This window comes from Legionella worsleiensis, assembly GCF_001467535.1.
GTDB lineage: Bacteria > Pseudomonadota > Gammaproteobacteria > Legionellales > Legionellaceae > Legionella > Legionella worsleiensis.
Window position 1 is genome coordinate 87,827 of record NZ_LNZC01000002.1, and the last position, 15,064, is coordinate 102,890.

A 15,064-nucleotide genomic window follows, 5' to 3' on the forward strand; every position below is an offset into this window, starting at 1 on the left:
ACATGAAAACTCTAATTACTTTATTACTGTTGCCCTGTGTTGTTTTGACCGGCTGCGCCAAACTGAATGAGGACTTTGATTGCCCAGCCCCCAGCGGAGGATCGTGCAAACGCATGGACGAGGTTTATGACATGGTAAATGGTAAGGGCAAATCCCTGGCAGTAACCCCCAACCGAAATCCTTTAGTGATGGATGGACGACCTGGTCATCCTGTGCGATATGGAGAAGGGGTGATGCCTCTTTGGATAGCGCCTTATGAAGACACTGATGGCAATTATCATCAAGCCAATCGGGTGTACAGCGTTGTTAAAGAAGGACAGTGGATGCAGCAGTCCCAATTGGCTTCAAAATAAGGAGAGCCACTATGTTATCTACACTAAAAAAAGCGCGTCGCGCAGTTAGAAACACAAGCACTACTTTAAGTCATGCAACAGGCTCGTTACTGGAAACATTGCGAGAAGAGCTAGGCATGACTGATGCGCATCATAAAAAGCAAATAGAAGCACTGTTGGATACATATTGCTTAGCACCTTATTTGCCAGATGAGGTCTACGATTCGGAAGCCGACATTTATCCCTACAAACAAGCCTCTCATATGATGTTTGAATGTTCCACATTGATTGGTGCCAGTGAAGAAACCATGACTATTCTCACCAGTATATTAACGGATATTTTACCACCGGAAAGTTGTTTTCATGCTTTGTTTTGGGCATCGCCTAAAATTGGCCACATGATTGATGAAATGGAACATCAACGCAATCAAGGCAGTGAGGTTTTAAAAGCCCTGGCACACCGACGAGCTGAATTTTACCGCAAAGGGGTGTACAGCTCATTAACTAAAGAAAGCAATTTTGTCTTGCGTGATTTTCGTTTATTTTTATGTATTTCAATTCCGCGCAAATCTATAGAAGACGATCGCTTGTTGCTTGGTAGTTTGCGCGAAGACATCAGCAACAATCTAAAGTCAGTCAATATTGTTTGTAAAGAACTGTCTGTTGAAGAAGTGATTAGCTTAAAGCGGGAGTGGCTCTTTCCAACCGACAGCTTGTATGAAGAAAAAACCAATTACGATACCAATACTGAAATTCGTTTTCAACTGACTGACATTGAAGCGAGTATGCGGGTTAAATCCAATCAAATAGAGATTGAGCGAGAAGAAGATACGAGGGTGATTAAATGCTTGTCCGTCAGGCAATATCCTAAATCCCCTGTGCAATGGCAAATGGGTGATTTATTTGGAAAAATGTTTAATACCTCTTTGCAAATAAGTTGTCCCTTTCTTTTTAGTTTTGCAATACGAATTAAAGATAAAGATAAGGTGATGGCGGCATTAGATGCCAAGTATGCTGATGAAGGTCAAAATGCCAAACAACCTTTTATTGCCAAATGGGTCAAAAATTTTAACAAAAAATACGCAGAAATTGAGGAGTTAAGAGAGCGGCTCAGTGGCGATGATTCTTTGGTTGATTCCTATTATAACGTTTTATTGTTTACAACACCTGCCAATGTCCGTCGCGATGTACGACGTGCCAAGGATGTATTTCGGGGTAACCAATTTGATTTACGCACGCCAACAGGTTTGCAGTTACAAACACTTCTAGCCTCCATGCCCTTTGCACCTGCTGAAGGTATGTTTGATGATTACAAATCATTTGGACGGATAAGACCTTTAACCAGTTTTAATACGGTTAACTTATTACCTATCCAGGGGGAATGGAAAGGGGCAGGACGATTTGCTCAGGTCTATCCACAAAGACGGGGGCAATTTACCGCTATTTATTTTTTTGACAACGTAGTCAGAAACTATAATGTCGCTATTGTAGCTCCTCCTGGAAAAGGAAAATCCTTTTTAATGAATGACTACATTCAAAGTCTGTTATCCCAGGGGGGCTTTGTTTATATCATTGATGTGGGCGGTTCATACGCTAAATCTTGTGAGATGTTGAACGGACAGCTTATTGATTTTAATCATGACACCGAAATTAGCCTAAACCTCTTTTCCACAATTGATGCACAAGCCAAAAATGATACTGCATTTAAAGATGTTCACAATCAGCTAATACAACTTGTAGGTATGATGGCAAGACCATCAGGTAACGTCAGTGATGAAGAACGAAGTCATATTGAGAAAGCCATTGAGGCGATGTGGCGACAACATCACAATGCTACAACTATTACTCTTATTGCTCATCACTTAGAAAGTAGTAACGATCCTATTTCTCAAAATATTGGGCGCCTGTTGTATAGCTATACTAAAAACGGTCGTTATGGCAGTTATTTTGAACCGCCTTGTTCGCTCGATTTTAAAAGAAATTTAGTCATTTTAGAGTTGGGTGGTCTTGATGGAAATAAGGATTTGCAGCGCATTGTATTGAAAATCTTAATGTATCAAATCACCAATGCGATGTATTACACGCCAAAGCACATTCCCAAAAGCTGCTTGATTGATGAATCCTACGAATTACTTTCAGACAATGGCACGGGTGGCAGTGCTAACTTTGTTAACGAGGGCTATAGGCGTGCGCCTAAATACGGTGGTAATTTTATTACAGTGACTCATGGCTTAGATGATTATGAAAACAATCCAACTGCCAAAATGTGTTACGACAACGCCTATTATAAAATCTTTTTAGGTGCCTCCAAAAGTACGATTGACACTTTAAAAACGAGTAATCAGTTGGATGCTTATGGCGAGCGTTTAATCCGAAGCCTTAAAATAACTAATGAATACTCTGAGTTTTTAATGATGTGTGAAGAGAATTCAACAGTGCATCGTTTGATTGTCGATCCATTTTCACGCGTCCTAAACACCACAAGAGGCCCAGAAGTAGAAGCCTTGAAACGATTAATGGCAACAGGTTTGCCATTGGCTGATGCCATTTCCAAAGTTGCCCTGGAGGTGTATGGCTATGTTTAAGGCAACTCAAGTATCTCTTTTGACCGCACTCATTACCAGCGTCTTAGTTAATGGGATTTTTTATAGTGCTTTGAGACGGCCAGATATTGCAACCGTTGATATCGTGTCAATCACCTCCCAATTTATCAAAGAGGAAGCGCAAAAAAATCATTCAAACCTTGAGAAAGAAGCAGCGATTAAAGCATTTTCGCATCATTTGGAAGCAGCGTTACAAGATTTGTCCCAATCCAAATCGTTGGTGTTATTGCCGAAGGAAGCAGTAATTAAAGGCAGCACTGATTATACAGCCACCCTCATGACGATGATCAAATTGGAGCATAAATCGTGAAGAAGCTTCTGTTGATTATTTGCATGCTCTATCTCCCTTTTGCAGAGGCTAAAGACTATGGTGTCTTTGGCAAAACCTTTGAAATTGCTGAAATAGATTTTTTAGAGTACATCCAGCAAAAAATGAAGGGGATGCAGGCTAATGGGGAATGGAAGACCGTACAATCTGAGTTTAAAAAACGGGTAAAAGAACATGTGGCACGCCCAACACCTATTCGTTTGCCGAGAGCAGAAGACAATAGAACGTGGTTTTTTAATCCATCACTTGCTGTGCCTTACGATGTGAAGGACAGTCACGGCCAAGTGATTGTTAAACAAGGCACTGTAATTAACCCCCTGGATAGAGTGGGCTTGAGTAGCACTCTCCTGTTTTTTGACGGGGATGATGAGGCACAGGTTGCATGGGTTACCCAGGAATTAACGCAGCACCAAAAAGTAAAATTAATCCTCACTTCAGGCTCTGTAAAGGAAGTTGCGAATCAATTAAAGCAAGCTATTTATTTTGATTTAAATGGATTTTTGGTTGCCAAATTTCAAATAAAGTATTTGCCGGTGCGTGTTTTTCAAGCAGGGAAGCGGTTGCAAATTAATGAGGTGAGTGTATGAAAGCCTTTTTTATTCTTATTGCTTTTTTAGCTTCTGGGTCGACCCAAGCAGGATCTTGTCATGGTCGTTTTGTAAATCCCATTTCTGATGTCTGTTGGTCATGTTTGTTCCCGTTCAGTTTAGGGCAAGCTAATCTCGTTTCCTCCAATCATTTGCCAGACACTAAAAACCCCAAACTGCCTGTTTGTGAATGCCCAGGAAATCCTATACCGCGATTGGGATTAACAATGGGTTATTGGGAGCCTGTGAATTTAGTGGATGTAACTCGAACTCCTTTTTGTCTCGTTAATTTAGGGGGGATTTCTTTAAATTTTGGCAAGTATTACCGCAAAGGTGCGGTGGAAACAGATAGTAATTTATCCAATCAATCATTTTACCACGTGCACTGGTACAAGTTCCCATTGATGTATTGGTTGAATGTGTTAACTGATGGGATTTGTGTTGAAAAAGGAGACTTTGACATTGCTTATCCGAGTGAATTGGATGTGATGTGGAATGATGATGAGCTAGGTTTCATCATTAATCCCGAGGCGGTATTGTTTGGTAGTTTACCCGCACAAGCGGCTTGCGCTGCTGATTCAAGTACCGCTTTATTGGGCAGTGCCATTGACAAGCTCTTTTGGTGCGCAGGAGCTCAGGGAAGCATGTACCCTTTAACGGGGCATGTGCAAGAACATGTTGGCGGGGTTCAGGCATCAGTCCTACTGTCTGAGCGTATGAATTTTAAATTGCATCGCCAGGGACTATTGGAAGACACAGTAGGACTTGACGATTCGACAAGCAGCGCAAAATCCATTTGTCATACTCATTATTCCCCTATTTTGCCCAAATCACGCTACCGCTATCAAATGGTCAATCCTTTACCGACTACTAATGCCTGTTATCCCCTTGGGCGTGCTACGACCCTATGGGAGGCAGGGCACGAATATCCGTTTAAGGGCGAGGATTTTGGGTATCTGATCTGGCGCAAACGCAATTGTTGCGCCTTTTAACGATTAGGAGATGTGATGAAAACAATACGAATGAACACTTCTTTCTTGGTTGCATTATTTTTGTTGTCATTTCCTGCACTTGCAGAAGATGAAGCCTATATTGCGTCTATTGAGGTGAATACAAAAAATCGCGCCAATGCTTTTACAAATGAAATAAAACAAATCAGTAAGTCTCTTGAGACTTCAGAAAAATCGGGTCAAATTGCAGAATTTACCGGCGAGATGCATCAAGTCATAAAAACACAGGAACCCATTGTAACCCACTTAAAAAAAGTCAGTCAGGTACTCGTGTTCTTATCGTTTTCAATGCCAGAAAAAAGTCTACAAGCCTGGCTTTTACAATGTAAAAAAAGTGGAGCAACACCTGTGATTCGGGGACTAATTCATAATTCGTTTAAAGAAACGATGACGGCTATTCAAACGCTCAGTAAAAAAACAGGAATTGGGATGCAGCTTGATCCTATTCTTTTTAAAACCTTTGATATCACTATGGTTCCTGCAGTGGTTTATGTGAAAGACACCCCTGCTTGTCCTGCCAATATGGATTGCAAACCGGTGAATTACGACAGTCTTTATGGTGATGTGTCGCTGGATTACGCCTTAGAAAAAATGAGGGGCGATGAGCAGTCAGAAGACCCCGTGTTGGATCAAATGATTCTTCGGTTAAGAGGGGGGTTAATCTGATGAAAGGCTTCGTTTTAGTTTTTTTAATCCTTTGTTCACAGGTTTTTGCACTTGATTTGAATCAGGCGTATCAAGAAGGCGTTCAGACCGGAACAAGCCATACCAATCAATCCATTGATTTATTAAAAGCACTGGATCTGAGCCAGTTTCCTGGCTATCAAGCCAATCTGCCGCAAGAACATTATTATAGTGGCGTCACGCAGGCAAGCACAGGTCTTGAAACCGATTCGCAAACTGCCGTGGCTCAGAATGATGCAGGAAAGGCAGTAGGCGAAAGTTTTAATCATCGCCCCTTGTATCAAGTAAATCCTGCCTCGGAATCAATGCAAAAATTAAATCAAATCGCAGAAAATGGAGATGCGATTATGCACGGCCAAAATACCGATAAAACCACCTGCTCTTTAAAACCCAAAGAATGTCATTACTCATGGCAGGAAAAAACATGCCTGTCCAGCAAAGTATTAGGTGTATTGCATTGTGCAAGGCACTTACGGGTCGATGTTTCACCCTACAAAACAGAAAGTTACAATCTATACCTGCGAAAAGGAGGTATGAGAAATGCCCCTTTTAAGGTCTCAGTTAACCTGGGACATACGGATACCTGCCAACAAGGCAAAGCTCCTTGCTATACGATTTATAAAAATTCAGTACCAGCACCTGTGATTATATTGCCGGTCAATTGCGCCATGGTTAAGGTCAGTTTCCTTGATGAAAAGAAATTAGTGGTTGTTGAGCAAACGGCTACTTGCGCCAATCCCACCCTATCATTGTCTGTGGGCAATTGTCGATTTGGTCGCTGCACAGTGCCCTATTTTCACTCCGTTTCGATGACGGTTGAAATTTATGAAAGCAAAGAGTATTGGGACGACCAATGCCAACATTTGCAAAACAAAGAAAAAGAGGGGTTGTGTCATATTACTGAGCCTCTAACATGCACCGAGCCCAATCAAACACGGATTATTGGCGATGTTCCATTGACCCGCCCTTGCTGGAAAGAGAGAGCATCCTACACCTGTGGTGGTAGTCAGGAGCAAAATACGTGCGATAACCTAGTTAATCAAGGATGTGAGCAGACTGCTTCAACTTGTGTGAAAGAAGAAGCAGGACGTTGCACAACCCATCAGCAAACGTATCAATGCCCGATAAACCAATGTACTGACAACCAACTGTTGTGTGGTGAGGATGCTTTTTGTTTGGATGGTAATTGCGCGAAACATGAACTAACCCCAGCCAATGAAGACGATTTTAAAAAAGCAATGTCCACCTTATCCGCCGCATCGGATGCCTCAAAAGACTTTGATGGCAATGCCAATTTTATTTTCAAAGGTCAATTGCTTGAATGTTCAACAACAATGCTCCATTTTAAAAATTGTTGCAGTGATAAGGGGTGGGGTCTGGATCTTGAGCTGGCACAGTGTAGTGATGCTGAGAAAAAATTGGGAAAAGCTCGAGAAAACAAACTGGTAGTACCTACGGGTGAATATTGTTTTAAACGCAAAAAACTTCCTATTGGCTCGGTCTGTGTCGATCACCACGAGACTTACTGTGTCTTCCAATCTAAATTAGCCCGTATGGTTCAAGTACAAGGAAGACGGGACCAGTTACATATTGGTTTTGGCCAAAATAAATATTCTAATTGCTCGGGTATTACGCCTGAGCAAATGCAATTAATTCACTTCGAATCCATTGATTTTTCAGAATTTTATGAAGAGGTAAAAAATAAACAAAAACAACCGGATTACCAACAGACTGCCAATGGAATAAGCCAGCGCTTTAATCAATTTTACAATCAAGGAGACATCAATGGCTAGATGGTTTTTTGTTTTATTGGTTAGCGTGAGTCCTTTTTTGTACGCCGAGCAGCCTTATCTTAATGAGCATGAGGAAGGTTGGTATTGGCATAAAGATCCCAAGGAGGAAGCCAAGAAAAAACCACAAACCGAGTCAGTAGCACCTTCATATATAAGTAAACCTGCCGATCCTGATAAAACATGGAAATTGATTGGTAATAGGGTACAACGGGCTCGCGCACAAGCTATTTTAAATCCAACTCCTGAAAATATTGCTCGGGCAAGACGATTACAACGTTTGATTGTGGCGCAGGCAAATCTTTTTTCTGAGAAATGGATGCTCGATCTGCTAATCAATCCAGATCAAGATGAAAGTCTTATTAATCCGAGCGGTAGTGCGGCACGTGATGTCTACAACCAGCAAAACAGCATGCAAAAGGAAAAGGCGATTACTCAAATTAGTCAAACATCAGGTTTGTTGTATTTCTATGAAGGTGGTGAACCATTTAGCGAGCGAATGGCTCAAGTCGTGAGTGATTTTGCAAACAGTTACCGCACGACTGTTATTCCAATTGCCATGACGAATCGTATCTCCCCAATGTTCCCTAATTCACGAGTGGATTCTGGTCAGGCAACTCAGATGGGTGTTAAACACATTCCAGCGGTTTTTGCTCTTAATCCAGTATCTAAAAAAACCATGCCAGTTGCTTATGGCTTAGTCAGCCAGTCGGAATTGAAAGAAAACATTTTAATGGCAAGCAATGCTTTTCAATCGGGGGATTACAATGCGCAATAAATTAGCTATTTTTCTAATATTAGGAACGTTATTTTCATCAAGCCTATACGCCGATATTGATAATGCACCGCTTCATGCCCTTGCCAAACAACAAGGATTTTTCTTTTTTTTCAGTTCGAGTTGCCCTCATTGTCAACGCTTTGCACCCACGCTCAAACGCTTGAGTCAACACTATGGCTTTAGTGTAATTGCCATTTCGGTTGATGGAGGCTTTTTACCGTCCTTTCCTGATGCGGTAATGAATGAAGGACAAACGAAGGTATTTCAAGTCAGTGTTTATCCTTCTCTTTTTTTGGTTAACCCAAAGAGCCAAGTGGCGAGTCTTGTTACTGAAGGCACTATTGATGAAGGCGAACTAACCAATCGGTTACTAAAAATTAGCCAGATACATGACAAAGAGGTGCCTTTATGAAAAAAATTCTTCTGTCTTGTGGGTTAATCGGTGCACTTGGCATCGGACAAGTGTACAGCAAATCAATAGGTGAGGATTTAACTGGCTATTTTAAAGCTCTTAATATGGGCGCGAATGTAACAGAGCCGCATGCTTACCAAGCGCAGCGTGCTGGTTTTTATACTGGCGGTAATTTATACGCTAGAAGTAGCGTACGTAATCTGCAAATCATGCGTTTGAGCTGGCCTAAAGTGTCCGCAGGCTGTGGCGGCATAGATGCCACGTTAGGTGGGTTTTCTCACATCAAAGGTAAAGAATTTGTCGATTTTACCAAGAATATATTGAACAACTCACAAGGTCTTGCCTTCCAATTGGCCCTAGAGCAAGCAACTCCTCTTTTAGGTAATGTGGCAACCAAATTACAAAACGTGGCTACCTGGGTGAACCAAACCAATATCAGCTCGTGCGCAACCGCGGAAAGTGCCGTACTGGGTTTAGCCCCACGCACCCGTATTGCACAACAACATGCCTGCCAATCCATCGGTCAATCCAAAAATCTCTTTTCAGACTGGGCCGAGGCACGACAAGGCTGTGGTAAAGGCTCCAGTAATTACGACTACGACAGAGTTATTAATGAAAACAGCAGTAATGAGCAGGTAGTTGATAATACCAATGTGGCGTGGAATGCGTTAAAGAAAAACGGCTTATTTGCAGATGATATCGAATTGGCTCAACTCATGATGACCTTATCAGGCACCTTAATTTTGACTCGCGATGCAGAAGGGGTGCATGTCCAACGCCTGGCTTCCTTAGTAAGTAATAACAATTTAATCAGCGCTCTTTTACGCGGTGGCGAGGTAAAAATCTATCAATGTGATGAAAAGGTCAAATGCTTACAACCCACCTTAACCAGTAAAACCATTGATATCAGTCATGGTCTTGAGTCAAAAGTGCGTGATCTGATTTTGGATATGGCAAGCAAGATTAAAGACAATATGGAGCAAAGTGAGGCCGCTAAAGGATTAATTGAGTCCACCCAATATCCGGTGATGAAAATGGTCAGCGTGCAAATGGCCTTTATGAAGGACAGCGCAGTGATTGACACTACCCGTTACTCAGAAGCCATTGCCATCGATATTTTATTTCAGTATTTGAATGAAAACCTGCAACTCGTTAAACAAGCAGCAGGAGCTCTGCAATATCCAGAAGCAATAATGAAAGAGTTTCAAACTGATCTCACCCAGGCTCGTCGCGACCTAGTTCAAATGGAAGGTACGGCTCATCAGCGAATGAGCATGGCGATGCAGATGATTCAAGAAACTCAAACCATAGAGCAAATGCTTGTAGGCGAATTTTCATCAGAGCTCACTCAGTCTTTGAGTTGGGCTAATCAAATGAGGTGAGTGAAATGGCTGTTACGATGCAAATTTATACGATTACCGGTGGTGAGTTACTTAAGGCGTTTTATAACGCCACCGCAGCTATGTTTCACTATGATGGAATACTTGGGATTTTTAGAACAGCACTGATTATTGGTGGGGTTTGGACTGTTGGCCAATTTATTGTAAAGCGTGATGTGCGCAGTATGTTCTTCTATATTTTAAAATATGCTTTTGTTATTTCCTTTATTTTAACACCTACCTGCAATTTGCAAATCCACGACAGAACCGATCCTCTGCGTCCAGATTTAACGGTCGATAATGTGCCATTAATTTTGGGTGTGGTTGGGGGATTAAGCAGTCAGCTAAGTGATAAAGTAACCCGGCTTTTTGAATTCTTCTTTCATTCACCTAACGATATGGATTACAGTCAAACAGGCATGATCATGGGTGCGAAGCTCTTTTTATCAGCAAGTAATATAAAAATAACCGATCCGTTGTTTAATGCAAACATGCAAAAGTTCATGCAGCAATGCGTGTTCTATGATGTGATGTATGGACGATATGGCTTAAAAGACATTAATCAAGCAAGAGATATTTGGGAACTGGTTAAATCCAATGCCTCTGTTGCTCGTGGGTTTATTTACGATGGTTCATTTAAATCGTGTATGGAAGCCGCTAGTTTATTAGACAGTGCCTGGAGTGGCGTGATTGAAGATGCCAAATCTAAGTATGCAGGTTTTGCTTTTGGCAATCATTCAGATGCCCTAGCTAATTTCGAAAAATACTTACCTCAAGCTTATAATCATTTAACCGCCATGTCAGGTGATGCCGCAGCACTTATTCGGCAAAATATGATGGCCAACGCCATTCGCGATGGCGTGTTTTCTATGGGCGCACGTGTGAATTCAAAAGCGGCCATAGACAGTTTTTCAGCCAGTCGAGCACAGGATAAAATACCCGCGGCACTCAGCAACATTGGACTAATGTCCGCCTATTGGTTGCCCATGTTGCAAAGTCTTTTATTTTGCATTGTTATAGGGTGTTTTATTTTTGTCTTGTTTTTTTTCCCCTTTCCCTCCGGCATTTCTTTTTTTCAATTTTACGCAACACTGTATGTCTGGCTTGCCCTATGGGCACCGATGTTTACTGTTATTAACTACATCATGACTATTTTGGCGCAGTTTTCATTGTCCTTTGTTTCAACAGGGGCGACTACTTTGGCCTACCAAACAGGCATGAATCAAGTCTATGAAAATATGGCTGCCTTGGGAGGCTACTTAGTCTTAGCGACAACCACATTGAGTTATATGTTAATCAGTCGACACGTGGGTAGTTTTGTATCACTCACGCAACAACCAACAGGTATTGTTCAAAATGCCGCCTCCTCTGCGGCAGAAGAAGCACAAATGGGAAATTACAGCTACGGAAATACCAGTTTTGCTAATCATAATGGGTTTAATAGCAGTTCTTTTCATAACGATCAAAACGCCAGAATATCATTGGGTGGTATTGAAACAAGCCTTGATAGTGGTTCAATTGCGCGAATATCGCGTGATGGCAGTGAAACACTGACGATGGCAACTGCGACCTCGCATACCCCGCTTAATATTCAATTAGGAGAAAGCACGCGATCTGCATTTTCTGAATTATCCGACAGTGCTAAAAGTGCTGGGTTCAATAAATCAATTGCTTCATCAGAGCACTATGCGGCATCACTCAGAAGCCTGGCAGAGCTTGGTGAAACGCAATCACATGGGGAACAAAGTGGGCAGGGACACCAAATATCCACTTCAGCAGGCTTTAATGCCGCGGCATCAAAAATATCCAATCTCATTGATACCTTTGCTCACGATCATAATATTTCTCGGGATGACGCGACTAAAGTTTTAAGTGCTGCCAGTATTAATTTAGGAGGATCGTTTGGTTTTGGAACCGGTTCTGCAGTACCTGGGGCAAAGGGTAATATTGAGATTGGGGGAAATGTGCGTCATGAACGGGACAAATCAGAATCCCATCAAGACGCACGCTTGATGAATGAAGCGCGGCGCTTTAGTGAGGAACACCATTTTACAGATGTGGTGAATGAGGCAAGACAAGCCACCAAGGACGATCATTTCCGCACTTCTGATGATTTTAGTGGACGCTTGGCTAATAACTTTTCAGCAGGCTTTGATAAATCTATGCAGTATCGAGATGAAGCTGTGGCGAGTTTTTCCGAATCAGAGAGTTATCACCGACAAGCAACCACATCCAGTGAGCAAACCGCATCGATTAATCTTGATGCGCAAACAGGATTTATTGATTGGTTATCGCATCATCGTGCACCTAATAGTCAGGGAACCATTGGGTTGCAACAGGCAGAATGGCTAATTCGTCACGATCCTGAATTAGCTCAGTCTTATGCAAGACAATTTGTTGGTGAAAAAACCGCGCAATCAATCAGCCAATTTCAAAAAAATCATCCTATTAACGAAAGTCAGGTGCACCAAAAAAATGATGCCTTTAAAAGTCGTGTTTCTGGTAGTGCGGGGGTTGATCATGCTCTTGGGGATTATACCAATACCTTCAATGAGCGAGCAAAGAACATCAATGCAGGAGGCGTTAATAAAGATTCTGTTAGTGCCGTTGATAAGGATTTTGCACGCGCCAAGTCAGAAATGTCCAAGAATGTTGAAGGTATTGTGCAAGATGGATCGCAAGTCATGCAGGATGTCATAGTTGCCCAAGCAAACAAGGACGTTAAATGATATCTACCAGGAGCGAGTTCCATAAGGGTTTCCAGAGGTATCCATACCACTGCTTCCTGACATCGGCCGACCTGAGCTTGGGTTTATGCTCACTGAAGAGCTGTAGTTATTTGAACGATGGTAGCTGGGCGATTCATGTGAGGAAAACGGCTGGTTTAGTGATGAACCGCCGTAGGATCCAAAAGAAAATGCAAAACCTAAATCTGAGAGCATCAAATCAAAGCCAAAAGAGGCACCAAGCCCAAAAGCCGCTAATGGTGACACAAGGAATAAGAGCCAATCGGTACAGTAAAAAAATAAGGAGCCTTTGTTACTTGGGAAATCACCAAAACAAAGAAATAGTAACACCACAATTAAAAGAACAAGAGAACCGATTCCCATTGATGCCAAACGCAGTTTTTTTCTTTGTTCAGGGGACAATTCATCAAGTGAGCGTATCATCACTTGCCCTTTATAGTTCTTCTCCATTGGATTTTCTCCTTTTTATTCATTGTAGCCTGATTTTCACTTTTTTTATATCGATTCGGAGTCAATGATGGCGGTAAATCCTACAAAATTATTTATTCGCGGCGGTCAAATCTTTTTGCACAATGTCCGCATGTTCACACAGGTAGGTAAGAAAGTAAGCCTTGCTATGCTGATAGTTTTTTTTATTTTCTCAGTCATAGCTTTTTATTTTAATACCAGTGCGTATCAACGTTATATTGGCCAGCAATGGGTTAAAGCCCAGGCAATGACTTTAATACAGAGCAAAGCCAAGCAAGTGGTTCGCATGCCAACGGGTGAATCTTATCCAGTGTATTCAGCGCAAATTGTAAAAGCTCCCATGGTCATCGGCATTGTTAATCAATTAAAACAAGCTCTACTTAAGAGCATGATAGAGGCACTTTTTGCCTCTGTCATGATGTTAATTGTCATGGTTAAGTGGTTGCAAAAAAGAGGGGAAAATCAAAGTAAAGCTAAGATCATTCGCGGCAGTGAGTTAGTTGATGAAAACACGTTACAAAAGTGCATCAAAAAGACAAGCAGGATTTCTCCTTATCGGATTGGTGGTGTATCTCTGCCCTTTGGTTCTGAAACCCAGCATATACAAATAGTCGGAACCACGGGATCTGGTAAAACTGTTGCTATTCGTGATCTATTGACGACAATACAAGCCAGGGGTGAGCGCGCGATTATTTATGATAAAGGAGGAACTTATTTATCCCGTTTTTATCGTGAACATCAAGATGTAATTTTAAATCCCTTAGATACGAGAGGCCATTCCTGGAATGTCTGGGCAGAATGCGAAGACAAAGCAGATCTTGAAGCACTTGCTGAGGCCATCATGCCGATGCCCATCAATAACACCATGGATCCCTTTTGGATTAAAGCCGCGCGTATGATTTTCGTCTCCACTGCCAATGAGCTAAAAAATGATCCTAAACGCTCCAATCTGATGTTATTGCAATACTTGCTCACAGCAGACTTAGGTCGAATTCATCATTTACTGCGTCATACTGAATCAGAATCTCTGGTATCCGATAAAGTACAAAAAACCGCTTTAAACGTGAAAACCGTAATGGCTACTTATTTAAAATCCCTATTGTATTTGAAGGATGATGGGGACATCTTTTCGATTCGCGACTGGATTTTGAATGAGCAGAATAATTCCTGTTTGTTTGTCAGTTCTGATGGGCGCAAACACCCAACCATCAGACCACTAATTTCGGCTTGGATTAATACTGCTACCAAAGAACTCTTAAGTTTAGCGCCGGATGATAACCGCCGTGTTTGGTTTATTTTGGATGAGCTGGCTACCTTGCATGCCTTACCCTTTTTAGCCGCAGTGAAATCAGAAAGCCGCAAATTTGGCGGTTGCTTCTTATTAGGCCATCACGGTGCATCCCAGTTACGTACCATCTATGGCAACGACGGTGCCGCCTCCCTTTCAAATCTGTGTTCGACTCGATTGTTCCTACGCTTACCAGAACATACTGATGCGGAGCACGCCTCCCGCAATATTGGTACTTACGAAGTTGAAGAAGTAAATGAGTCCATCAGTTATGGGGCAAACACCATGCGTGATGGGATTTCAGTATCTCGGCAAACTAAAGAAAAGCAATTGGTTTTACCAACCCAAATCCAGGTAATTAATGATCTACAAGGATATTTGCGCGTCAAAGGGGAATTTCCTGCAGCAAAAATAAAGCTTAATTACGTTGATTATCCTCTCATTCATGAAGAATTTATTGCACGAGACATTGATCCTGATCCGCTTCGTCAAAAAGTAGAGCAGTTGGTGGACACCTACAGCGATCCCATCCTTGCATCATCCCATGATGATGCTTTAGAGGCTGCAACTTCAACAAAAAAAGACATCACAAAACCAATTGCCAGAGAAAAAAAGCTTGAGGAAGAAAACGAGCTCGTTGAGTTTTTATAAGAATAAA

At 41.8% G+C, this 15,064-nt stretch carries 13 protein-coding genes; 12 read left to right on the top strand and 1 reads right to left on the bottom strand.

The features are described from left to right. The first annotated feature begins 2 nt into the window (after nt 1-2). Genes traV through Lwor_RS00850 form a run of 11 tightly spaced genes read left to right on the top strand, consistent with a single transcriptional unit; the run spans nt 3 to nt 12,632 of the window. A complete protein-coding gene (traV, locus tag Lwor_RS00800; protein WP_058491836.1) occupies nt 3-353 on the top strand; it encodes a type IV conjugative transfer system lipoprotein TraV in 351 nt (116 codons plus the stop codon). Between the two features lie 11 nt (nt 354-364). Further along, nucleotides 365-2,917: a type IV secretion system protein TraC gene (gene traC / locus Lwor_RS00805; RefSeq protein ID WP_058491838.1), complete on the top strand. Its 2,553-nt coding sequence runs from the start codon at nt 365-367 to the stop codon at nt 2,915-2,917. Beyond that, entirely contained in the window at nt 2,904-3,245 is a 342-nt protein-coding gene (locus Lwor_RS00810; RefSeq protein WP_162262290.1) for a TrbI F-type domain-containing protein, read from the top strand. Before traC ends, Lwor_RS00810 begins: the two co-directional genes overlap by 14 nt. Further along, nucleotides 3,242-3,850 (top strand): type-F conjugative transfer system protein TraW, encoded by a 609-nt coding sequence (gene traW, locus Lwor_RS00815; protein WP_058491842.1) that lies wholly within the window; start codon nt 3,242-3,244, stop codon nt 3,848-3,850. Before Lwor_RS00810 ends, traW begins: the two co-directional genes overlap by 4 nt. Further along, nucleotides 3,847-4,842 (top strand): conjugal transfer pilus assembly protein TraU, encoded by a 996-nt coding sequence (gene traU, locus Lwor_RS00820; RefSeq protein WP_058491843.1) that lies wholly within the window; start codon nt 3,847-3,849, stop codon nt 4,840-4,842. Before traW ends, traU begins: the two co-directional genes overlap by 4 nt. 15 nt (nt 4,843-4,857) lie before the next feature. Then, complete coding sequence (gene trbC, locus Lwor_RS00825; RefSeq protein WP_058491844.1) at nt 4,858-5,526, top strand: type-F conjugative transfer system pilin assembly protein TrbC; 669 nt, start codon at nt 4,858-4,860, stop codon at nt 5,524-5,526. Next, nucleotides 5,526-7,337 (top strand): type-F conjugative transfer system mating-pair stabilization protein TraN, encoded by a 1,812-nt coding sequence (gene traN, locus Lwor_RS00830; RefSeq protein WP_058491845.1) that lies wholly within the window; start codon nt 5,526-5,528, stop codon nt 7,335-7,337. The genes trbC and traN overlap by 1 nt, the downstream gene beginning before the upstream one ends. Beyond that, nucleotides 7,330-8,112: a type-F conjugative transfer system pilin assembly protein TraF gene (traF, locus tag Lwor_RS00835; protein ID WP_058491846.1), complete on the top strand. Its 783-nt coding sequence runs from the start codon at nt 7,330-7,332 to the stop codon at nt 8,110-8,112. Before traN ends, traF begins: the two co-directional genes overlap by 8 nt. After that, entirely contained in the window at nt 8,102-8,524 is a 423-nt protein-coding gene (trbB, locus tag Lwor_RS00840) for a type-F conjugative transfer system pilin assembly thiol-disulfide isomerase TrbB (protein ID WP_058491847.1), read from the top strand. Before traF ends, trbB begins: the two co-directional genes overlap by 11 nt. Next, a complete protein-coding gene (locus Lwor_RS00845) occupies nt 8,521-9,906 on the top strand; it encodes a conjugal transfer protein TraH (protein ID WP_058491848.1) in 1,386 nt (461 codons plus the stop codon). Before trbB ends, Lwor_RS00845 begins: the two co-directional genes overlap by 4 nt. A gap of 5 nt (nt 9,907-9,911) precedes the next feature. Next, nucleotides 9,912-12,632, top strand: coding sequence for a conjugal transfer protein TraG N-terminal domain-containing protein (locus Lwor_RS00850; protein WP_058491850.1), 2,721 nt, complete (start codon nt 9,912-9,914; stop codon nt 12,630-12,632). Nucleotides 12,633-12,635: 3 nt separating this feature from the next. Here Lwor_RS00850 and Lwor_RS13635 read toward each other — a convergent pair whose 3' ends face one another. Then, on the bottom strand, nt 12,636-13,100 hold the full coding sequence (locus Lwor_RS13635) for a hypothetical protein (RefSeq protein ID WP_058491852.1): 465 nt from the start codon (nt 13,098-13,100) through the stop codon (nt 12,636-12,638). A gap of 67 nt (nt 13,101-13,167) precedes the next feature. On the opposite strand from Lwor_RS13635, the gene traD reads away from it, so the two are divergent. After that, complete coding sequence (traD, locus tag Lwor_RS00860) at nt 13,168-15,057, top strand: type IV conjugative transfer system coupling protein TraD (RefSeq protein WP_238584591.1); 1,890 nt, start codon at nt 13,168-13,170, stop codon at nt 15,055-15,057. Nucleotides 15,058-15,064 lie beyond the last annotated feature (7 nt).